We start from the raw sequence: 23,677 nt of genomic DNA, 5'->3' as shown, positions 1-23,677 counted from the left end.
AACAGGAAATCTATCCCTTGTAAGACAGGGAGCGTCTACATAAAGCCAAAAGGAGATCTGTTTATGGAAAGCAAATGCAATACCCAGGAGAAATTTAAGGATCTGCAGAAATTTATTGACAGCATGGAAGACAGGAGAGGAGCGTTAATTGCGGTACTGCACAAAGCTCAGCATCTCTATGGATATTTGTCCAATGATGTGATTTTTTTTATTGCTGAAAAGCTTGAGATCCCCAGTGCGAAGGTATTTGGTGTCATTAGCTTTTATTCTTACTTTACCACAGAACCCAGAGGTAAGTATGTGATCAATGTATGCCTGGGAACTGCATGCTTTGTAAGAGGTGCCGATGCCATTATGCGGGAATTTGAAAAGATCCTGAATATCAAAGCAGGTGAAACAACGGAAGATAAAAAATTCACGTTATCCGGATTACGATGCATTGGTGCCTGTGGTCTTGCTCCTGTTGTGATGGTCAATGATAAGGTATATGGAAGGGTTGAACTGAATCAGGTTAAAGCAATCATTGAAGAATATCAGGAGGAAGCGTGATGGCTAAGTTAAAAACAGTAGAAGAACTGAAAAAGATCAGACAGGCAGCTCTTGATCAATTGGACTTACGGTCCACTGCTGAATCTGAGGATAAGGTTTTAGTCCGGGTGGGAATGGCGACCTGCGGGATTGCCAGCGGTGCCAGATCAACCATGAAAGCCATTCTGGATGAAATTGCAAAGCAGGGACTTGCCAATGTATCTGTAACTCAGACTGGCTGTATCGGATATTGTGCCCAGGAACCGGTGGTCGAAGTTATCTCCAAAGGAATGCCGTCAGTTCTATATGGAAAAGTGGACGAGAACAGAGGACGGGAAATTGTGGTTGAGCATATAAAAAATGGCCGCCTCCTCCAAAATGCAATTATTAATAAATCATTTGAAAACGTGGAATAAGGAGGAGGGCATATGAGTAACTTCAGAATGCATTTACTGGTCTGCGGAGGTACCGGCTGTACAGCGTCCGATAGCCTGAAACTGGTGAAGATGTTAAAGGAATCAATAAAGAAACACGAAATAACCAATGAAGTGGAAGTGGTTGTCACCGGATGCTTTGGATTTTGTGAGAAAGGTCCCATCTTAAAAGTTTATCCGGACAATGTGTTTTATATCACGGTAAAGCCGGAGGATGCAGAGGAAATCATTACGGAGCATGTGATAAAAGGCCGTAAGGTGGAACGTCTTCTGTATGTGGAGCCAAATACAAAAAAAAGACTGGAAGGGCAAAAATCCATTCCCTTCTATAAAAAGCAAATCCGGATCGCACTTAGGAATTGTGGTTTTATCAACCCGGAAGATATTAATGAATACATTGCGGCAGATGGGTATCAGGCATTGGCAAAATGCTTAACGGAAATGAGTCCGGATGAAGTAATTGATACAGTCGTTCAGTCAGGTCTCAGAGGAAGAGGCGGCGGCGGTTACCCTACCGGTCTCAAATGGAAATATACAAGGCAGAATCAGTCGGATGAAAAATATATTATATGCAATGCAGATGAAGGAGATCCAGGTGCATTTATGGACCGTTCCATACTAGAAGGAGATCCTCACTCTGTTCTTGAAGCAATGGCAATTGCAGGCTATGCCATAGGAGCCCAGTATGGGTATATTTATATCAGAGCGGAATATCCCCTTGCCATCAACCGCCTGGAAGTAGCCATTAAGCAGGCAAGGAAACTGGGACTTTTGGGAGAGGATATTTTTTCCACAGGATTTAATTTTGATATCGGATTACGGTATGGCGCCGGTGCATTTGTCTGCGGAGAAGAAACTGCTCTTATCCATTCTGTAGAAGGTAAACGAGGGGAGCCCAGTTCAAAACCCCCGTTTCCGGCTCAAAGAGGTGTTTGGGATAAACCCTCCTGTGTGAATAATGTAGAGACATTTGCCAATATCCCCCCAATTTTTTTAAAAGGACCTGCCTGGTTTAAAAGTATCGGTACGGAGAAATCGCCTGGTACAAAAGTTTTTGCTCTGGCCGGTAAAGTAAATAATGTGGGCTTGGTGGAAGTGCCAATGGGCATTACCTTACGTGAGGTCATCTATGATATTGGTGGAGGAATCAAGAATAACAAGAAGTTTAAAGCAGTGCAGACCGGTGGTCCATCTGGTGGCTGCATCACGAAAGAAAATCTGGATATCCCCATTGACTATGAGTCCCTGAACAGTATTGGTTCCATGATGGGATCTGGTGGAATGATTGTTATGGATGAGGATAACTGTATGGTGGACATTGCAAAGTTCTACCTTGAGTTTACCAAGGATGAGTCCTGCGGTAAATGTACACCTTGCCGGATTGGAAATACAAGAATGCTGGAGATACTGGAAAAGATAACAAAGGGAAATGGTACGGAACAGGATTTAAAAGATCTGGTTGAGTTAGGCGATGTGATTAAAGATACATCCCTTTGCGGACTTGGACAAACTTCCCCCAATCCTGTTCTCAGTACCCTGCATTATTTTCAGGATGAGTATCTGGCTCATGTAAGGGATAAACATTGTCCTGCCGGAGTTTGTCAGGCACTTTTTTCCTTTCATATTTTACCGGACAAGTGCGTGGGCTGTACTGCGTGTGCAAGAATCTGTCCGGCCCATTGCATCCAGGGAGAACGTAAGATCGTTCATGTGATTGATCAGTCAAGATGTATCAAATGCAGTGCATGTTATAATACGTGTAAATTCAATGCCATAGAAAAAGGGTAAGGGAGGAGGAACTTATGGGTCTGGTTCATGTTACGATTAATAATCAAACGATTGCAGTGGAGGAAGGCACAACGATTCTGGAGGCTGCAAAGAAACTGGATATTCGGATACCCACACTCTGTTACCTTAATCTGGAACATGTGAAAACGGTAAATGGCTCCGCTTCCTGCCGGGTCTGTGTGGTGGAAATCGAGGGAAGGAGAAATCTCGCCCCCTCCTGTGCAACTCCTGTATCAGAGGGCATGGTGGTAAGAACAAACACCTTAAGGTGTATTAAAGCCAGAAGACTGGTAGTGGAACTACTATTGTCCAATCATCCCACAGACTGTCTGATCTGTGAAAAGAATCTAAACTGTGAGTTACAGTCACTGGCAGCAGAACTGGATATACGCCGGATCAAGTTTCATGGTGTAAGGGCGACTCATGAAAAGGATATCTCAAGTAAGGCAATGATCCGAAATATGGATAAATGCATTCTGTGCAGAAGATGTGAGACCATGTGCAATCAGGTACAGACGGTCCATGTGTATTCAGCCGTTAACCGGGGATTTGATACGTTTATCGCCCCAGCACTTAATTTACCTATGGACAAATCCATCTGTACCTTTTGCGGACAGTGCGTTTCCGTATGTCCCACAGCCGCATTAACCGTGGTGAATGACATACCAAATGTATGGGAGGCATTGAATGCGAAAGATAAATTCGTCATCGTTCAGACCGCGCCTGCGGTACGGGTGGCTCTGGGGGAAAAATTCGGTGCAGAGCCAGGAACGGTGGTTACGGGAAAAATGGTAGCTGCTCTCAGAATGATGGGATTTGATAAAGTTTTTGACACAGATTTTGCTGCAGATCTTACGATTATGGAAGAAGCGGCGGAATTCATTCACAGGCTGCAGCATGGGGGCAGGCTGCCCATCCTGACAAGCTGCTGTCCAGGCTGGGTTAAGTTTTTCGAGCATCAGTTCAATGATCTGCTTGATATTCCTTCAACCTGCAAGTCCCCCCATGAGATGTTTGGAGTGATTGCGAAAACATACTATGCAGAAAAGATGGGAATTGATCCTAAAAATATCTTTGTGGTTTCCATAATGCCCTGCCTGGCAAAAAAGTATGAAGCTGCCAGACCGGAGCTTATGCATGATGATATGCAGGATGTGGATGCAGTATTAACGACGAGAGAACTGGGTGATATGTTAAAAGAGGCCAATATTGACCTGATGAATTTAAAGGATGAAGAATTTGATGAACCACTGGGAGAATCTACCGGCGCATCAGTTATATTTGGAACAACCGGCGGCGTCATTGAGGCAGCCTTGCGGACCACATACGAATGGCTTACCAATGAAACCCTTGAAGAGGTAGAGTTCCATGAACTCAGGGGTTTCGAGGGAATCAGAGAGGCTGTGGTAAAGATCAATGACCAGGATATCAATATTGCTGTTGCCCATGGACTGGGAAATGCAAGAAAGCTTCTGGAAGATATAAGAGCCGGTAAATCCCATTACCATGCGATTGAGATCATGGCTTGTCCTGGAGGCTGTATCGGAGGCGGAGGCCAGCCTTATCATTTTGGAAACTTTGATGTTCTGAAAAAACGAATGGAAGGAATTTATAAAGAAGATAAAAGCAAAAAATATAGAAAATCACATGAAAATCCGGCAATTAAAAAGCTCTATGAGGAATATCTGGGTGAGCCCAATGGAGAAAAGGCACATGAACTTCTCCATACCTATTATGTGAAGCGAGAGAATATGTAATTAGTAAGCCACAGACGTAAATGTTTGTGGCTTACCCATTAATTGTCCAATGATTTTGCCGATACTATATAGTAGATAGAGGAAAGGAAGTGATGGGTCATGACTAATTTTAATGTTAGCAGAAGTTCTGGAGTTCAGTATAAATCATTTTCCCTGACATCAAAAGCCAGTGCTCCGGATTGGGAAAGAACACCCCATAAAGGGATGGAACGTCCATCAGAAGCTGAGTTTAATGCAAAGATTGATGAACTGGCTAAAGGTCTGGCAGAAGCACGTCTGCAAAATGACAGCATTCAATACGAAAATCTGAGCCTGGAAGGAGATAAGTTGAGGGCGCAATATATATCAGCTGTATCACCTGACAGAAAGAGCATGGTGAAAGATGCTGCAGAAATGATGAAACAGGCAAAGACTGGAAGAACAGACCCGGACGCGTCCATGAATCTGATTGATTACTTAAATAAAAAGGATGGAATAGAAGTGGTTCATTCTGGTTCAGATTTACAACCAGATACATTTGAGTTAAAGGAAAGTAAGATGGGACAGGTAGTAATGGGGTATGCTTCCGGGAACTGGTATCATGTGAATACACCCCAGGAGCAAGCCATGCAGCAAACATTTCTCTCTCGTCTTAATAAGACCGAGGATCAATATTACAGACAATATGTGAATGGAGACAGACAGGAACGATCAGGTCATAAAAACATAGATTATACCATATAGCATCAAACTAAGAAACAGGGATTTGCTCATAAGCAAATCCCGTTTTTCAGTATTATATCTTTTTTGTTAATAAAATCACCTTACCAGTGTCGCCGTAAACCAATACCTCATCCCCATCCTCCAGCAGATCAGTGGCATTCCCAATTCCAAGCACTGCAGGAATGTTATATTCTCTGGCGACAATTGCGCTATGGGACAGAGGACCGCCTGTATCCGAGATTACCGCTGAAGCAAGAACAAACAGGGGAGTCCAGGAGGGATCTGTATAGCGGCAGAGCAGTATGTCACCGGACTGCATTTTATCAAACTCCTGCTGAGTCAGTATTTTCCGTACCCGGCCCCGGCATCGTCCGCCGTTCCCGGAAACACCAGACAGAGTATTCTGGTGGCTAGATTTTGTGCCAATCGAAAAGCCAGACCAAAGTGCTTCGTTTTTCTGGCGGTTGTTTTTTCTCACAGAAATTAATTCTTTCAGATCTGCTATATTACCCGGTAATTCATAGACCTCATCCAAGGTGAGGTATCGGATATCTTCCTCCTGTTCAAACAACTGTGGGAAACGCTTCGCCAGTTCAAAGGCAGCCCTGCGGGCAAGACCGTAGCACATTTCTATCATATAAAGGCTTTCTTCCCGGTTCACATGATACGCCCTTATTTCTTCAATTTTAGTTTTTAACCGGTCGGCTTTCTTTTTACTAAACGTTGTTGTAATTTTTGTCAATATGTTCTGAAATTTAACGGGTGAGTCATCGTTTCTGCCGGAGTTTTGCAGCACCTTCAGCATAGAAAACAGGGAATCCAAATTTTCAAACCAGGATTCAGAGCCAAATGCGCAGTAGCTGCTGCTTGATTTCCAGCCGAATTCATTTAAGAAACCTTGCAGCTTTGCTTTAAAATCAGGCTGATGTTCCAGAAAATCCTGAATTGCCTGTGGACTTGTTCTGTCCAGTTCCATAAATAACTGTTCCAGCCCGGGAGTGGCTTGAATGTAAGCAGATAGTTTTTTTAATTTCAGATTTAGATCCCACGTTTTATAAGAAAGATTACTCAGCAGATCATATTCGTTCATATTTTTATCTATTTTTTTCAGGTCATGCTGTATTAATTTGGATACTGCCACAGACGGGAAGATGTTGTAACGGAAACGAGTGTAAGCAAGCTCCCCAGACAGTTCCATCAGTTCCATGATCTGACGGATCAAAGCATTGGCTGGTAATACAGTAAGATCCGTTCTCTCTTTCGAGATCAATTCCTTCCTTATATTATGGAAAGAATCGTTTGTTTTGGCTGAATTGATGGAATAGTCATTAAAACTGCTCAGTAGGAACGGAATTTTTAACACCTTAGGTGAGATATGTATTTTTCCGGCGGACAGGGAAAGTAATCCATTATCAGCCATGGTCAGCTCACTTTCCACGGATAAGCCCAGCTCATGAAAAACTTTATTTTTGGCTTCATCCACAATCTGGCATGGTTTCACATCAAGGGGGTAGAGGGGGTTGGGGCAGTGTTCGATCCAGTTGTTTAATACGGCTCGCTGAGATTTTGTAAGCTGGATTTCGGTGCTGTTTTTTACGTTCAGTGTGGTGATTGGCCGCGCCTGCAGCAGATACAATCTGTTCTGGGAGATGGCCCATTCCATATCCTGGGGGCACTGAAAGTGCTGCTCTGTTTTTCTTCCCAGTTCAAATATTTCAATTGCCTGTTTATCCGTTAAACTAAATTCGCTCTGCTGCTGTAAGGAGGTTTCTCTTTCTTCGGTCCCTTCCGCACTGTAGCAGACCAGAATCTTTTTATCACCTAATCGTTTCTCAACGATCTGCCTGTGGTTTCTGTCGTACACATAGATGTCAGGAGTCACTTTCCCCGATACAATGGATTCACCCAGTCCCCAAGAGGCATTGAGCATCATCCTGCTTTTATTTTTACTAATGGGGTCAATTGTAAAAAGGACGCCGGATATCTCACTGTTCACCATGCGCTGAACCACTACTGATAACGAGATCTTTCCAGTATCGAAGTTCGTCTGTTTCCGGTAGGCCGTCGCCCGTGATGAGAAGAGTGATGCAAAACATTTTCTGACGGAAAGATAAAGCTGATCCAGTCCCTCTATGTTAAGATAAGTTTCCTGCTGTCCGGCAAAGCTTGCTTCCGGCAGGTCCTCCGCTGTTGCAGAGGAACGTACGGCAACTTTTGAATTGGGCCCCAAAGCATGATAATAGTCTGCGATTTCATCCTCCAGTTCCTTCCATAGCTGACCTTTTGCAACTTCCTCACTGGTAAGACTGTTACCTGATGGGGAAGAAACAAATCCATTGCGTTTCATATACTCATCAAAGGCATGGCTGGTAATGCTAAACCCTTCCGGAACTGGAAAACCGGCGTTAAACAATTCACCCAGATTCGCACCTTTACCGCCAGCAGCTAAGATGTCTTCCTTTCTTATTTCACTGAATTTCATAACATATTTCATAGATAAGGCCTCCTCTTTTTTTAACGTCTTGCCGGGTTTATATTTAAATGCCAGAAGAATGGATGCAGTACCTGACAGGGCAATTATAGTGATTCCTTCGATAAAATAATTTTCGGGAAAATGAAGTGTAAATTGAAATAATATGGCTCCCAGGCTGCCGCCTAAATTGCGTATGAGATGAGCCATACTGTTAACTCCTGCAGCATGGTGAACCGTCCTGGTTGCGGCATATCCTAAAAGTGCAGACATCAGGATACCGGAACCAAGTCCAAGTGCTGTAAGGGCAATTACAATAAATGATTTCATCAAAAGACTTCCTGCAAGGCAGGTGATCCAGCCAATAGCAATCATTTCCCGCTCTTTATGCTTTGCCGCTCCGCCAGCAACGCTGCCAATTCCCATGGCAAAAACAAATACAGTTAAAAGAGTACCGGACCGGTCAGGATTCATATGAAGGGTAAACTGCATAATGCCAGGGAGATAAGCCAGACAGATGTTATAGAATGCTCCCAGAAGAAAAATCTGCAGGCAGAGATTGCGGAGCAGGGAATCACTTAAAAATTCCTTTGGAAGTATGGCATTATCTTTTCGTGTGTCTTTTATTACAACAAGAAATAACAGCGCCATGCCTGCAAGAAGCAGGAAATACTGGCTGCGGTATGCAAATTCAATACCTAAGGTCAGAAGCAGAATTGCTGTAATCATCAAAATGTGTCGCTGCAGCTTTAAGGGGGATTTAGTAAGCGGATCTGCTTTGGCAGAAATGTTTCGAAACACAAGTAAAAAGCTTATAATTTCAATGGGGAGCAAAATAACAAAAATAGTCTGCCAGGATGCCAGTTCCGGAAGATATCCGCCTGCAAGACTGCCAAGACCATTGGTAATAATCTGCACAACTGCAAATGCAGCAAATACGGATGCATAGCTGCTTTTTTCAAATTGGTCTCCGATTATGCCATAAGTAGCCGGCACCACAATTCCCGCACCGATTCCCATAATGATTCTTGCAGCGATGAGCTGCAGCATGGAACTGCTGAAAGGGGCGGCGAGAGTGCCTATACCGAAAAGCAGAGATCCGGCAATGAAATTATTCTTATTACCAAATCGTTCACATAGACTGCTGGATAACAGGATTACTGCGGAAGATGCCAGAATATAGCTGACATGCACCCATGAATAAAAGGCAGTGGATTGAAATTGTCTGCTGATTGCAGGCAGTGCACTGCTGAAGTATGTCTGCATGACAGTTGACGCACCCATACAGAGAAGTAATCCCGTAAGTATGGTAATCTTTTTTGATAGCTTCATAATCACACCCACCCCCTTTTTCTGGATTATAGCACTGTTCTGTGAAAATATCAAATAATATTCATAGCTTTAATAAAAAATATCAAATAAGCTCCAGTATTAATTTTTGTATTTTTTCATACCAGAATGAAAAACCGTTGCCAATCATTTCTTTCTGCATGCATAATACAGCCAGTGCGGCAACTGCGGAAGCAATCTCTTCCTCGGAAGCTTTCAGGAAATATCCTTTGCCAGCCCAGATATGTTTCAGTTTTTTAATAAAGTCCAGATTGTCCTGTGATGCATATGTGTCATTGTTCCAGACCATAGATTCTAAAAGACCGCTATATTCACTGGTGTAAAATTTGTTTGTAGAGGTTTTTTCCAGAAACACATTTGCCAGATCCGAAAAAAATCCCTGAGGTGTCTGATTTTCCTCGTCAATGATTGTCAGAATTTTCTGCCGTATTCTGTTGGTCTCATCCCGCAGGATTTCTTCGTAAAGAGCCTCTTTGTCTTTGTAGAAGGTATAAAAGCCTCCCATGGAAATCCCGGCCTTTTTGGTAATCTCCTGTATTTTGCAGTTTTTAAACCCTTCCTCCATAAACATGAGAGAAGCGATGTTCTTTATTTTTCTCTTTAATTCTTCCCGTTCTTCCTCCGTGTAAGGTCGTCCCATGATGATTACCTCCTTTTCCAGCATGTAATTCTATATTAACTTGCCGCCTTAAATTCGTCAATATCAGATTTACTCTGATTAATTACCCAATAAATCGAAAACAAATGATTGATTTGTCGAATAGAATGAAGAAGATAAACCAAGAAAAAAAGGGAAAAAAGGTAAAATAAGTCGAAATAAAAATAAACAGGTCGAACAATGTATGGGTTTTGCGCTTAAAAGACCAAATAATCAGGAAAAGTAGATTGACAAATGAAAAACTATAGGTTAATACATGTAGTATAAATAATCTCAGATCTGTATATTTATGAAAATTCTTAGATAAATCCAATGTTTAGTCAGTTAAAAGCTGTTTAATGCCGATGTTCACTCAAAATACTATGGAACAGTTTGCTTCAACTAACTAATAATGGATCGAGAAAGGGGCGGGAATATGAATGAGATTTACTATTGGTCTCCTGGAGTACAGTTTTATGTAAAGGAAGAGGAACTTTACGTGGAACGGTTTCGATACGGCAGACAGGCGGCTCAGTTTTTTCCAGAGTTTTATTATATGGCCCAGAATGGAGCTGGAACCGATGATCTGGAAAAGAGGTTTGAGACAGACAACAAGAGTCTGCTGAAAAATTTAATACAGGATTTTATTAAAAAGAAAATTTTGGTATGTTCAGTAATCACACCAAAGGAACTGTTTCATAGTCAGACAAGGCTGTTTGAGAATGATTATCCGGAAACCATTCGATTTGTCAAGGAGGAATTGGAAGAGTTTAAAAAGGAGCAGTCAGGACGGGAGCTTGTAAAAGACGGGTTGACCTATATTTTAAAGGATTCCTATTATTGCAATGACATCATTTACCGTGAAACAGTTCGGAAATTTTCAAAGAAACCCATTACATATCATTCTTTTTCAAGGATATTGGGGGCTTTGCAAAACAGGGAGGACAGAAAGGGAACCAGATATTATCCCAGTGCGGGCGGGTTGTACCCGGTTGATGTCTATGTGCTTGTAAAACCCGGCAGAGTGGAAGGAGTGGAACAGGGATTATATTATTATAACCCCGTAATAAATGGAATTACCTTAGTTGATAAGGGAGAAAACATCACGGATAAGTCTCAGTTTATCACCAATCAGGAGATTTTTTCGGGCTCAGCATTTACCATATATTTTCTGTACAACGCCAGATGCAGCATGCCAAAATACAGCGGTATGGGTTACTATTACGGGATTTTGGATTGCGGGATTATGACAGGCCTTATTACCCGGATCAGCGAAGAGGAGGGAATTGGGACCTGTTCCATTGGAGATATGTTATATGGGAAAATAGAATCCTGTTTTCATTTAAACAAGAGCCAGTTATTTCTGCATTCCATGGAGTGCGGTTACAAGGATGAAGCTGAGAGTGAGCAGCCAAAGGAGAAATAATATGAGCTTTAAGCCCCTGCATAATATGCCGTCTCCGGAACAGTTAAGAGAGGAATGTCCGGTTTCTTGTAAGCTTGCCGCCAGGAAGCTGGAAAGAGACAGGGAACTAGCTGCAGTGATCCAGAATCAGACCAATAAATTTCTGGTTATTGTCGGCCCATGTTCCGCAAGTAACGAGGATGCCGTTTGTGATTACGCAAGCCGCTTGTCAAAAGTCAATCAGAAATTAAATCAAAAGCTTTTTATTATTCCGCGGATCTATACAGCCAAACCAAGAACCAATGGATACGGTTATAAAGGAATTCTTCATTATCCCGAGACCAGTACCCATTCTGATCTTGTTAAAGGTTTGAGAGCGGCAAGAAATCTTCATTTAAGGGTTGCCGGGGAATCAGGTCTGACAACGGCTGATGAACTTCTTTATCCGGAAGCTTTTGCTTATTTTCAGGATATTGTAAGCTATCTGGCCATAGGAGCCCGGTCTGTGGAAGATCAGCAGCACCGCTTTGTTTCCAGTGGAGTGGATTGCCCCGTTGGTATGAAAAATCCCACAAACGGAAATCCAGATACTTTATTCTATTCGATTTTTGCGGCTCAGCATGGACATAAATTCATATACAGAGACAGAGAGGTAAAGAGTTCTGGAAATCCTCTGGCCCATGCCATTATCAGAGGGTACGAAAATATTATGGGAGAATATGTACCCAACTACCAATACGAGCAGCTGTTAAAAATAGGGGAGAGATATAGGGAACAAAAACTTAAAAATCCCTTTATCATTTGTGATGTGAACCATGCGAACTCAGGAAAGGATTACTCCAGGGAGCCAATGATTATTTATGATGTACTGGAAAGCCGGAGAAGATCAGAAGAGATTCGGATGATAGTCAGGGGGGTAATGATAGAAAGTTTTATTGAAGCAGGAAGGCAGGAGATTTCCGGAACTGTGTATGGAAAGTCGGTTACCGATGGATGCCTTGGCTGGAATGAGACAGAAGAACTGTTGCATTACATAGCTGAACACGTATGAGAATTTGAAATAAAAGGGGGAAGCATCTATGAAATCACATTTACGCGGAAAGAGTATTACGATAAAAGCACCGTTTCACACATTGCCTGATTACATGGAAAGAGCCAGGGATGACGGTTTTATTGTTTTTGCTGACAGAAAGGGAGAAGAATCCAGACTGAGATTTAAAGAGATCAGAAAGAAAGCAAAACAGCTGGGGTGTGTTATGTTAGAAATGGGAATGAAAAAAGGGGATAAGCTGGTGTTTCAGATCAGTGATCCCCAATCCTTTATCATTTCTTTCTGGGCATGCCTTTATACCGGTATTATTGCAGTACCTGTAACAACTGCAGCAGAAATAAAAACAGCAAATATTAATAAAAAGCTGGAAGCTGTTCTGGAAAAGCTTGAATGGCCCCGGCTGATTCTGGAAGAAGAACTGCTGTGTACTCTTGGGGAAGATGTGAAAGCACGGGGAAATATCCTGATTTATGAGGAAATGAAAAAGCAGGCAGAAAGCAGCATTCTTTTGTTTTGTCCGGAGCAGATTACTGGAGAAGATACGGCATATATCCAGTTTTCATCGGGAAGCACCAATTCGCCAAAAGGTGTGGTATTAAAGCACAGCAATATTATTTACAATGTGGAACAGATTGGCAGACGGCTGAATCTGACAGAAAAAGATGTTTCCGAAAGCTGGATGCCTCTGACCCATGATATGGGGCTTGTAGGATTTCATATAACGACTTTCTGCAGAGGTATGAATCAAATTATTCTTTCTCCCATGAATTTCATAAAAAATCCAACCTACTTTTATCAAAAAGTAAAGGAATATAAGACTACAATTATGGGTATGCCCAATTTTGCCTTTGACTGGTCTGTAAAAATGGTAAAAGAAAAGCATTTGAGGACTCTGGATCTTTCCAGCATCCGTGCAGTTTTAAATGGTGCAGAGCCCATTAATATTCACTCCATAAAGAGGTTTAACGAGAGGTTTGCTGCCTGTGGACTTGATCCCAATGCAATGCTTCCGGTATATGGGATGGCGGAGGCATGCATCGGTGTAACCATCCCCCACTGCGGCGACCGTCTGGTTGAGGTGAAAAAAAGTCCGGCAGAAAAGAAAGGTTATGTTGCTGTGGGAGAACCCTTGGATGGAATCGATGTGAAAATAACAGATGAAAATGAAGAGATACTGGAGGATGGTCAGATTGGAGATATATTGATTCATGGTCCCAACTTAACCTGTGGTTATTACGACAGTGCCCTTATCAATGAGGAAAGTTTTTCAAACGGCTATTTAAAAACCGGAGATATGGGCTTTATCAAGAATGGAAGGCTCTTTATTACCGGAAGAAAAAAAGATATGTTTTTTATTAACGGCCAAAACTGCTATCTCAGTGATCTGGATATTGTTCTTTCAGAGAGTGGAATCAAAGACTGTGCTGCCGTTTATGACGAAGAGGAAAATGAATTAATTGTTTTTGTCAAGCATCTGGGGATAGGGGAAAAGGCTCTGGAGACAGAGAGAAAAATAAAAGAGGTGGTTCAGAGAACGTTCCAGATCTCTGTCCGGTCTGTATTAACTGTTAACAATATTCCGAAGACCACAAGTGGTAAGGTGCAACGATATCATTTGCTGAATGATTACAGAAAAACATTTAAAAACAACGAGATCATCTGGGGAAAGAGAGAAGAAGGTTCCACTATAAGTGAGCCTCTCGCCCGAATGTGGAGGCAGATCCTTGATGCGGAACCAGCAGATACCAACAGTTTTTTTGATCTGGGGGGAGATTCCATTAAACTGATTGCTTTGTTAAGTGAGATAGAAGAGACCTTTGGAGTAGAGATTGAAGTAGAAGATTTCTTAAAGCAACCTTATTTTACCTATTTGAACACCTGTGTTTCAGAGAAAAAGGACACGGTGAGAAATGATGCAGCAGATAAAAAAATCAGGGAGCTGCCAGATACCATACCGGCAACAGAACTTCAGAAAGCTTATCTGATTGGGCGTGAAGAGGGAATTGCTACAAAGGTATTGTATGAATTATCAACTTCATGGGAGATTGACCGGCTGGAAAAGGCGGTAAACTGCATGATAAGGAGTCAGCCTGCCCTTCGTCTGCGAATATCCAGAGAGGGGTTTATGCACGCAGATAAAACGGGGGACTGGTACTGCATAAAAACAATGGATCTCTCCCATATGACAGAGGAAGAAAAAGCAAATGCACTGGATCAGGAGTTTGAACTTCAGAAAAGAAAGGTATTTGATACCGAAAAAGAAACGCTTTTTACCATTCAGGCCATAAAGATGAGAGAAGGTGACACGCGGCTGCTGATTCAGATGGATATGCTGATTGCGGATGGAATGAGTCTGAAGCTTTTCGTAGATGGAATTGCAGACTATTACCAACATGAGAATCAGAGCGATCAGGAAGATCCGCGTTTTTTCCTTTACTGTCTGGAGAAGCAGGAGGAAAAACATTCCAGGCAATACAACAAAGACAGGATGTACTGGCTGGACAGACTGGAACAATTTCCATCAGCGCCTCCATTAGCTGTAAATCATATTCCCCAGGAAAATACTCAGGGATTTGGGCGAAAGACCGTTACAATTGACAAACCCAGCTGGGACAAGATAAAAGAGGAATTGAAGAAATATTCTGTCACACCCTCTGTTCTTATTATGAGCCTGTATGCAAAGATATTGGGTTTATACAGCGGTTCCAGCCGGTTTACATTGAATGTTCCTGTATTTAACCGAAAGAGCACCCGTGGAATGATAGATGCAATCGGAGATTTCACGTCTGTTTTACTGCTTGACATAGATTTGTCCAGGGAGAACCTGTTGGATCTTTGCTCCAGCGTACAAAAAAACATGCTGGAAGCATTGATGCATAAGTCCTTTGACGGAATCGAATTTATGCGGGAGATTGCAAAGGTAAGGGGAACGAAAGAAGCCAGCTTTCCAGTTGTGTTTACATCCTTGCTTTCTGATGCTTTTGAATTAAATCTGGATAAAATCGGATGTATGGTCAGAGGTTATAGCCAGACTTCCCAGGTGGAGCTGGATTGTCAGGCTTATGAGGAAAAAGGTTCTCTTGTAATAAACTGGGACTACAAAAAAGGGGTATTTGAGGGTAACATTCTGGAACGTATGTTTTCTTTGTTTTATTATGACCTGGCAGGACTTTGTACAGACACCGGATTCTCCTCTGGAATCTCAGACAGAGGCTTTCTTAAGAGGCTGCTGCATCAGGATATCGAAATGATCCATGCTTATAATGCCACAGAAGAAGACATTCCTTATGTCAGTTTAAATCAACTTCTGATCCAGGCATATGGGAAATACAAAGATAAGGCTATTTTATCCTGTGGAGAAAAAACCATGAGCTATGAACGTTTGTGGGAGAAATCAGGCAGGGTGAAAAATTATTTAAAAATGAAAGGTGTAAAGGCAGGAAGTAACGTAGCAGTAATCGGAACACGGGATTTTGATACTGTGATCAACATTCTGGGAGTAATCCGCAGCGGAGCTGCCTATATTCCAATTGATGAAATCCAGCCTGAGGAAAGACGAAAGCTGATTCTGGAAAAAAGCAGCAGCTCTGTGATTCTTGAACGTAATATGGATTATTCCCATTTTGAAGATGATGGGGAACAAGAAGAACCAGTCAGTTCTCCAGACGATATTGCATATATTATATTTACTTCAGGCAGTACAGGACAGCCCAAGGGAGTCTACGTAAAACATGGCGCCGTCGTAAACACAATACTGGATATTAACAGAAAGTTCCAAGTATCAGATCAGGATGTAATTGCCTGTGTCTCTTCGATTGGCTTTGATTTGTCGGTATATGATATTTTTGGTGCCCTGATTTCAGGAGCTGAGCTGGCCCTGATACCGGATGTTCATGATACAGAGCAGATGATGACGATTCTTTCTGAAAGAGGAGTTACTGTATGGAATTCCGTACCGGCACTGTTTCAGATGCTGACAGATTGTCTGAAGAATGACAGATCAGAAAGTGAAGAGTATTTTGACGATTATTTAGAAAGCGGTGATACCTTCCGCCGCCTGCTTTCTCTTAAGCTGGTTATGTTAAGCGGCGACTGGATTCCAAAGAATCTGATACAGGAGGCGTACGGGTATTTTGAAAATTGCCGTATGGTAAGCCTGGGTGGAGCCACAGAAGCGTCAGTCTGGTCCATTTATTATGACATTAAGGAGGTAAAGAATCAGTGGACCTCCATTCCTTACGGCTATCCTCTGGCCAATCAGAACATATATTTACTGGACGAAGCCGATGATTTTGTGCCTGTCGGTGTAAAAGGGCAGATATGCATCGGCGGAACCGGCGTGGCAGAAGGCTATTATCAGGATCAAGAAAAAACAGATGCAGCATTTTATAAAAAAGAGGGACTGGGAAGAATATACCATACTGGTGATTATGGAGTGTTTTCAGAAGAGGGCTGCATTCTCTTTCTGGGGAGAAAAGATGGGCAGATAAAAATCAATGGGTTCCGAATCGAACTGGGAGAGATTGAAAATGCTATCAAAGGGCTGCCTTACGTCAGCAACGCAGCCGCCCTTGTTCATGAATATAAAAGCGGAGTTAAATCCGTCTGTGCTTATGTTTGTACCAGTGAAACGATTAGTGAACGCAAAGTAAGAGATGATTTAAGCAGCATTCTCCCATATTATATGATTCCTTCCGCCGTTGTTTTTCTGGAGAGGATACCGCTGACCGGAAACGGAAAGCTGGATAGAAAAAGTCTGCCTGTCATTAAGGAGCCCGGAGAGCTTATGGACCGGGAACCACAAACTCAGACGCAAAAGGATCTTTATGAGATCTGGAAGAAATATTTAAAAACAGATCATTTATCCGTCAGCAGGCCGTTTATGGAATTGGGAGGAGATTCCCTGACCATGATCTCGGTAGTTCATGAAATTAAATCGAAATTTGGTTTAGAGGTTCCATTTCGGGAATTTATGATGGGTGGGTCCATAGAAAGTATTGCAGAATTTATTGAAAGCAGCAGGAAGAAGGGCGCAGCAGGTTTAAGGGAATACACGGCTGTTACAGGAAAAACAGAGGAAAGATATGACTGCTTTCCGTTAACAGATATCCAGAGGTCATATTTGGTAGGAAGAAGCAGCGGGTTAAAAATGGGGGGTGTTTCCACTCATGCTTATTATGAGGTTGAAAATGATTTTGATATTCCCCGTCTGACCAGAAGTATAAATAAAGTGATCTGTGCAAATCCCATGTTAAGAGCAGTGGTCAATTCAGATGGTACCCAACAAATTTTAGAAAATCCGGGCTGGTTTGAGATAAAAGAACTGGATTTAACCGGGTTGACCTCAGAAGAAAAAGAGGAAATTCTGGGAAAGGCGAGGGAAGAATATTCCCATAAAGTCTTTGAACAGAATAAGTTTCCACTGTTTGATTTTCTTGCGTATCGTCTGGCAGAAGACAGGGTAAGGCTGCTGGCAGGCTTTGATTTGCTGATTGCCGATGGAATCAGCATGAGAATCCTGATCAGAGAGGTTATGAGACTGTATGAGGATGAACATATCGTCCTCAGTGAGAATACCTTTACATTCCGTGACTACATACTTTCGGTAGAGGAAATGAAAAAAAGTCCCTATTATAAAACAGCAGAAGACTATTGGAAAAAACAGGCGAAATGCTTTTCAGGAGCGCCGGATCTTCCAATGATTCAGACCCCGGACGAAATTGAGAAACCGGTATTTCGCAGACTGATTCATAAAATATCCACTGAAAAATGGCAGGCTCTGAAAGAAAAAATAAAGGGGCATTCTTTCACTGCATCCACATTTCTCATGACACTATATGGCAGAATTCTTGCCGCTTACAGCAATCGAAATACCGTTACCTTAAACGTCACAGTATTTACGAGGTTTCCATTTGACCAGGCAGTAAAAAACATGATTGGAGATTTTACATCTGTCATGCTTTTGGATATCAACGGCGAGTCTGTAGAATTGTGGGAAGAGTGCTTAAACGTACAAAGGAAGATCACCGAGAACTTAGAGCACATGGAATACGATGGAGTAAGTGTAATCAGAGAGGTTTCCAAAAGGCAGAATCGGGTGGGGGAACTTTTATTTCCTTTCGTTTTTACAGGTATGATCTTTGAGAATGAGGACGGAATCAGTCTGGAAAATATGGGTAAACTGGTGTACAGCGTAAGCCAGACATCTCAGGTTTATCTGGATTGCCAGGTAATGACAGGCAGTGACGGACTTAGTATTACCTGGGATTATGCACAGCAGTTATTTGACCCGGTTATGATGGAGCGGATGTTTGAACGTTTTACCGCTATTATTGAAGCAGCTGGTGAGGGAAGCATGCTTTCAGAGAGAGAGTCAGCATTTGTGGATCAATATAATCAGACGGATTGTGATATGGAATCCATAACGCTGACAGAGGCATTTGAAAAACAGGTTCTTTTAAGGGGAGACCATATCGCACTGGTCACCGGGGAAGGAACCTATACGTATCAGATGATCAACGATATGGCTGAAAAAATGGCAGCAGGATTAAAAAGAAGAGGGCTAAGAAATGGGGATAAGGCTGCAGTATACGAATACAGGAATGCGCAGACAATAGTTGCAATTCTTGCGGTTTTAAAATGTGGGGGTGTCTACGTTCCCATCAGCCCGGGTATTCCGGAGAACCGGAAAGAATATATTCTGGAGAACAGTGGCAGTAAGCTGGAAATTACGGCTGATCTGGCTGAAGAACTTAAGCAGGAATCAGGCTGCTTACATAAGGAAATCGAAACAGGGGCAGATGACACTGCTTATATCATCTATACATCAGGCAGCACTGGTGTTCCAAAGGGGGTTGTGATCACACACCGGGAGGCTATGAATACCATTTTGGATGTAAACAGAAGATTTGAAATTACGGAAAATGATAGAATACTTGGAGTATCCTCTTTTACTTTTGATTTATCCGTATATGATATTTTCGGAACCTTTGCGGCAGGTGCAGCTTTGATTCTGGCCGGGGATAATAAAAATACGGAAGAACTAAACCGGCTTGTCAGTGAGGAGGAAGTCACTGTATGGAATTCCGTACCTGCACTTTTTGAACTCCTATTATCCGTCAGAGAAACGGCTGAAGAAAACTACTTCGATGAGATTAATCAGGAACTGGAGGTAAAGTTTGAACAGACAGAATCCTTACGGATTGTCATGCTCAGTGGAGATTATATACCAGTGGATTTACCGGACCGGATCAGAAACAGGTATGAAAACGCCAGAGTAATCAGTCTTGGCGGCGCGACAGAAGGGTCCATCTGGTCCATTTACTATCCGGTTAATAGGGTGGAACCCACATGGACGACCATACCATATGGATATCCGCTGGGAAACCAGAAGCTTTATATCCTGAATGACAACCAGAAAATCTGTCCCATTGGTGTTCCGGGAGAGATTGTCATTGGCGGAGCAGGAGTAGCACAGGGGTACTGCAATGACCCGGAAAAAACCTCCCGATCATTTCTTGAGACTGCGTCTCTTGGAAGAATATACAGGACCGGAGATATGGGAGTATTGACTGAAAAAGGGTATATTGATTTCCTGGGAAGAAGAGATAATCAGGTGAAAATAAATGGCTACCGGGTGGAATTAGGCGAAATTGAATCAGCCATGCTCCGCTTTGAGGGTGTGAAACGTGCAGTGGGCACAGTCAGTGCAGACAATAGAAACAGGCTGATTGCATGCTTTACTTCAGATGAAAAAATACCTGTTGAACGGATCCGTGAATTTCTTACTGATAATCTGCCTTATTATATGATACCTGCTCTGATCAGACAAATTGAAACCATTCCTCTTACTGCTAACGGGAAAATAGATAGAAAACAGCTGAGCTATATGGACAAGCTGCCTGATGAACGAATCGTTCTTGCTCCGGAAACTGAAAATCAAAAAATTCTGTATCAGTACTTTAAAGAGGTTCTGGGGGTGGATCAGTTCAGTATAAAAGATAATTTCTTTGAACTGGGAGGCGACTCCATGAAAGGCATTTCTCTTTATAATAAAATCAATGAAGTATTTGAGGCGGATATGAACCTGATCTTCCGGTATCAGACAGTGGAAGCCCTTGCAGCCAGACTTATAAAGAGAAAATCTGATTATAAGGAGGAGCGGCTTAAGCAGTTTAAGCAGCAATATGTCGCCGCAGCAGATACGCTGGATGCGCAGAAAAAACTGGCTGAAGATTATAATACCTATCTTAACAATGCCGAAAAAAAATTAAAAACCTTTAAGACCAGGGGCAGCAAAGATTATAAAGCTGTATTACTGACAGGGGGAACCGGATATTTAGGAGCCAATTTAATGGAAACCCTGCTTACCACCACAGATACGTTAATATTTGCGCTGGTCAGAGGTGATGACTACATAAACCGCCTGAAGGAGAATCTGATCTTTTACTTTGGTGAAGCGTTCTACTCCAGGTACAGGAATCGGATCGTGGCGTTTCAGGGAGATTTGTCCCAGGAAATGCTGGGGCAGAAAAAGGATGGATACGAAAGTCTGTGCCATACGGTAGATGCAGTATTTCATTGCGCTGGTAAAGTGGAACATTTTGGAAAGTATGAGGATTTTTACAGAAGCAATGTTAAAAGTGTGGAAAATCTTCTGAAATTCAGCATGGAAGGAAAACAAAAAGAACTGTGTCATATGTCCACAACCAGAGTGATGGAATCCATAGAAAGCAATGATATGGAAGTTCTGTTCCATGAGGATTACAAGGGAATTAACGGGAATACGGAAGAATTATACGTAAGGTCAAAAAAAGAGGCGGAAGACTTAATAGAAGAATACCGGAAAAAGGGAGCTTTAGTCAAAATCTTTAGAATCGGTACCATTGTATTTGACGCCAGAAACGGGAAATTCCAGAGAAATATTGATTTTAATTCATTTTATCTGATCATGCAGGCGTTTTTTGAACTGGGTGCCATGCCAAATGTGGATGCTACTCTTTTGGATTTTACATTTGTGGATGAGTGCAGCAGAGCCATTGTAAAACTGGCAATGGAAAAAGAGGTGAAGAATGGAATTTATCATATCTATAACGAGAATAAGCTTGGGATGTATGAATTCTATGATAAATTAAAGCATGCAGGAATGAAGGAAAATCTGGAAATTATGGAATTTAGTCAATTTTTCGATTTTGTATACGAGAGTTATAAAAAAGAGTCCTTGGAAGACTGTATTAATACACTTCTGCTTCATTCCAGCGCATATATGTCTCTGGAAGGAGCGATGCGTGTCATTGTTAATGACTATACCAGAGGCATTTTGGAGTCTATGGGATTTAAGTGGTCAAGAGTAAGTGAAGAACATATCAGAGGCATGTTGGAATATGGCAAAAAAATCGGATTTTTTAAGAAGGAAGTGATCGTATGAGGCTGAAAAATTTTATAGACCACATGAATGCGGTTCATAGCAGCGCTAAGGAATATTACCAGGATATGAATTACGATATAGTGCCGGGACTCAATGGAACCAATCATGCACGCTGGATGAATGTAGGGTATTGGAAACATGCAGCCTATTATAATCAGGCTTGTGAGAAGCTGGCCATGCTGTTAAGCAGAGCGGGAAAATTTAATGAATGGGATTCCGTATTGGATGTGGGCTGCGGAAGCGGAGAGCAGGATTTTTTCTGGAGCAGAAAATATCCGGGAATATCCATCACAGCCATGGATTTATTGGAAAAGCATATTGAAGAAGCCATTGTACGGCAAAAAAATGAGGAAGGCACATCCATCCGGTTTATGGCTGGAACTGCCAGCCAGCTACCCTTTGACAACGAATCCTTTCATAAAGTTTCTGCGCTGGACTGCGCCTACCATTTTGACACCAGAGAAGATTTCTTCCGGGAGGCTCATCGTGTGCTGAAAAAGGGAGGAGTATTAACCGCTACGGATATGCTTCCTGAAAAGCAGACGAAAAAAAAGTTTTTTTGGCAGAAAAAATGGCGGGAAGGGCTGTTTATACCGGAAGAAAACATGTATGACATTGACTGCTATGTAAAAAAATTAAAGGCAGCTGGTTTTTCACAGATTAAAGTAAAGCACATTGGACATGAGGTATTTACAGGACTTGCATGGTATTTCCTTTCCCGTTTTTTGATGCCCCATAAACCCATTGAGCAAATAAAGATACGTGTAGGAAGAGTTCGCTTTTTTAGCAGCTTCTATCCTAAAATATGGGGGATTCTCTTTGGAACCCCGGATTATGTTCTGGTTACTGCTGTTAAAAAGGGGATAGAGGAGGGAATGGTTTGATTTATTCAGTTGGTACAAATTTTGATCTGGAGCTTTTAAATGTCATTAAAAAATATGACACCAAAAATGAAATTAAATCTGTATTTGGAAAATTGAAAATTGATGATTTTGGGGGAGGACGATGTTCCATGGTGCTTCCTGATGTAAGCTGGAAGGAATTGGAACAGTATATCGCCCAGTGTCATAAGCAGGACATTAAATTTAATTATCTGATAAATCCGATGTGTTATGGAAGCCATGAAATGGAGCGGGATTATAATAAGAAACTGGATAAATATTTAGACAGACTTTCAAAAATCGGTGTGGACATTATTACTACGAATTCTCCTTACATGCTGGAAAGCATCAGGAAACGGTTTCCTCATTTTAAAGTAACCATAGGTCTTTATGCACTGGTCGACACACTTCAGAAAGTGAAATACTGGCAGGATCTGGGAGCAGATGAAATCACTCTGAATGATAATTTCATGAGAAATTTTAATAAGCTGGAAAATCTTTTACTGGTTACGAAGGGAACAGGATTAAAACTCAGGCTCATAGCCAATAACATATGTCTCCATGACTGTCCCTACAGTGTAAGCCATGGGAACTCTCAGTCACACGGCAGTGAGAAAGGCAGTTCCTCTGCAGGTTTTAGTGTAGATTACTGTATGCTCAAATGCACAATGACCCGTTTGGGAGACCCCTCACAATTCATCAAATCCGCGTGGATCAGGCCGGAGGATATTGTTCATTACGAGGCTCTGATGGAGAAAACAGGAAATTATGATTTTTCCATCAAATTACTTGACAGAACAAGAACTACAGAGTTTCTGGAACAGGTAATTAAGGCTTATACGCAGCGAAGCTACGACGGCAATTTCCTTGATATCGTAAATCTTCCATCAACCAAAGCAATTAAAAATATTGACATGAAAGGGGTTATACCAAAAGCATCCCAGTTCAACATTCAGGGCCTTATGCAGTATAAGGACATTTTCAATATCCCTGATGTATATATGGACAATAAAGCGTTGGATGGCTTTTTGATGAAATTTGTAAATGGTGAGTTTACCTGCCAAGATCACGTATGCAGGGAAGTTGTGGCTGACAGCAGAGTAGAGTGTAATTACTGCTTTCAGTGGGCAAAAAAGGCAATCCGCAGTTCTAACGAGGATATCAAGGCATGGAAAGGAAAAGCAGATTCCATTCTTGGACAACTAAATTCAGGAGATTTTTACAAATTATTCTAGAAGGGGGAGGAG

12 protein-coding genes are annotated in these 23,677 nt (G+C 42.0%); 10 read left to right on the top strand and 2 right to left on the bottom strand.

Going from position 1 to position 23,677, the window contains the following annotated elements; all coding sequences use genetic code 11:
• Positions 1-63: 63 nt before the first annotated feature.
• The 5 genes from nuoE (at position 64) to BXY41_RS12570 (ending at position 5,230) form a co-directional block, all read left to right on the top strand.
• A complete protein-coding gene (nuoE, locus tag BXY41_RS12590) occupies positions 64-549 on the top strand; it encodes an NADH-quinone oxidoreductase subunit NuoE (protein ID WP_104437209.1) in 486 nt (161 codons plus the stop codon).
• Positions 549-944, top strand: coding sequence for a (2Fe-2S) ferredoxin domain-containing protein (locus BXY41_RS12585; RefSeq protein WP_104437208.1), 396 nt, complete (start codon positions 549-551; stop codon positions 942-944). The genes nuoE and BXY41_RS12585 overlap by 1 nt, the downstream gene beginning before the upstream one ends.
• 12 nt (positions 945-956) lie before the next feature.
• Positions 957-2,750: an NADH-quinone oxidoreductase subunit NuoF gene (locus BXY41_RS12580; protein ID WP_104437207.1), complete on the top strand. Its 1,794-nt coding sequence runs from the start codon at positions 957-959 to the stop codon at positions 2,748-2,750.
• Positions 2,751-2,764: 14 nt separating this feature from the next.
• A complete protein-coding gene (locus BXY41_RS12575; RefSeq protein ID WP_104437206.1) occupies positions 2,765-4,507 on the top strand; it encodes an NADH-dependent [FeFe] hydrogenase, group A6 in 1,743 nt (580 codons plus the stop codon).
• 99 nt (positions 4,508-4,606) lie between these two features.
• Complete coding sequence (locus BXY41_RS12570) at positions 4,607-5,230, top strand: hypothetical protein (protein WP_104437205.1); 624 nt, start codon at positions 4,607-4,609, stop codon at positions 5,228-5,230.
• A 52-nt stretch (positions 5,231-5,282) separates the two neighbouring features.
• On the opposite strand, the gene BXY41_RS12565 is transcribed toward BXY41_RS12570, so the two are convergent.
• Positions 5,283-9,011, bottom strand: coding sequence for an MFS transporter (locus BXY41_RS12565; RefSeq protein WP_104437204.1), 3,729 nt, complete (start codon positions 9,009-9,011; stop codon positions 5,283-5,285).
• 82 nt (positions 9,012-9,093) lie between these two features.
• Complete coding sequence (locus BXY41_RS12560; protein ID WP_104437203.1) at positions 9,094-9,669, bottom strand: TetR/AcrR family transcriptional regulator; 576 nt, start codon at positions 9,667-9,669, stop codon at positions 9,094-9,096.
• A gap of 433 nt (positions 9,670-10,102) precedes the next feature.
• Between BXY41_RS12560 and BXY41_RS12555 the strand changes: the two genes are divergently transcribed.
• Genes BXY41_RS12555 through BXY41_RS12535 form a run of 5 tightly spaced genes read left to right on the top strand, consistent with a single transcriptional unit; the run spans position 10,103 to position 23,665 of the window.
• Positions 10,103-11,092, top strand: a complete 990-nt coding sequence (locus BXY41_RS12555; protein WP_170072344.1) for a SagB/ThcOx family dehydrogenase — start codon at positions 10,103-10,105, stop codon at positions 11,090-11,092.
• A gap of 1 nt (position 11,093) precedes the next feature.
• Complete coding sequence (locus tag BXY41_RS12550; protein ID WP_242980189.1) at positions 11,094-12,122, top strand: 3-deoxy-7-phosphoheptulonate synthase; 1,029 nt, start codon at positions 11,094-11,096, stop codon at positions 12,120-12,122.
• 28 nt (positions 12,123-12,150) lie between these two features.
• Positions 12,151-21,549 (top strand): non-ribosomal peptide synthetase, encoded by a 9,399-nt coding sequence (locus BXY41_RS12545; protein ID WP_104437200.1) that lies wholly within the window; start codon positions 12,151-12,153, stop codon positions 21,547-21,549.
• A complete protein-coding gene (locus BXY41_RS12540; RefSeq protein WP_104437199.1) occupies positions 21,546-22,433 on the top strand; it encodes a class I SAM-dependent methyltransferase in 888 nt (295 codons plus the stop codon). Before BXY41_RS12545 ends, BXY41_RS12540 begins: the two co-directional genes overlap by 4 nt.
• Positions 22,430-23,665: a U32 family peptidase gene (locus BXY41_RS12535; RefSeq protein ID WP_104437198.1), complete on the top strand. Its 1,236-nt coding sequence runs from the start codon at positions 22,430-22,432 to the stop codon at positions 23,663-23,665. Before BXY41_RS12540 ends, BXY41_RS12535 begins: the two co-directional genes overlap by 4 nt.
• The last annotated feature ends 12 nt before the right edge of the window (positions 23,666-23,677 follow it).

The sequence above is a fragment of the Lacrimispora xylanisolvens genome (genome assembly GCF_002934545.1).
GTDB classification, from domain to species: domain Bacteria; phylum Bacillota; class Clostridia; order Lachnospirales; family Lachnospiraceae; genus Lacrimispora; species Lacrimispora xylanisolvens.
Note: the sequence above shows the minus strand (reverse complement) of the source record. Positions and strands in the feature narration are given on the sequence as shown.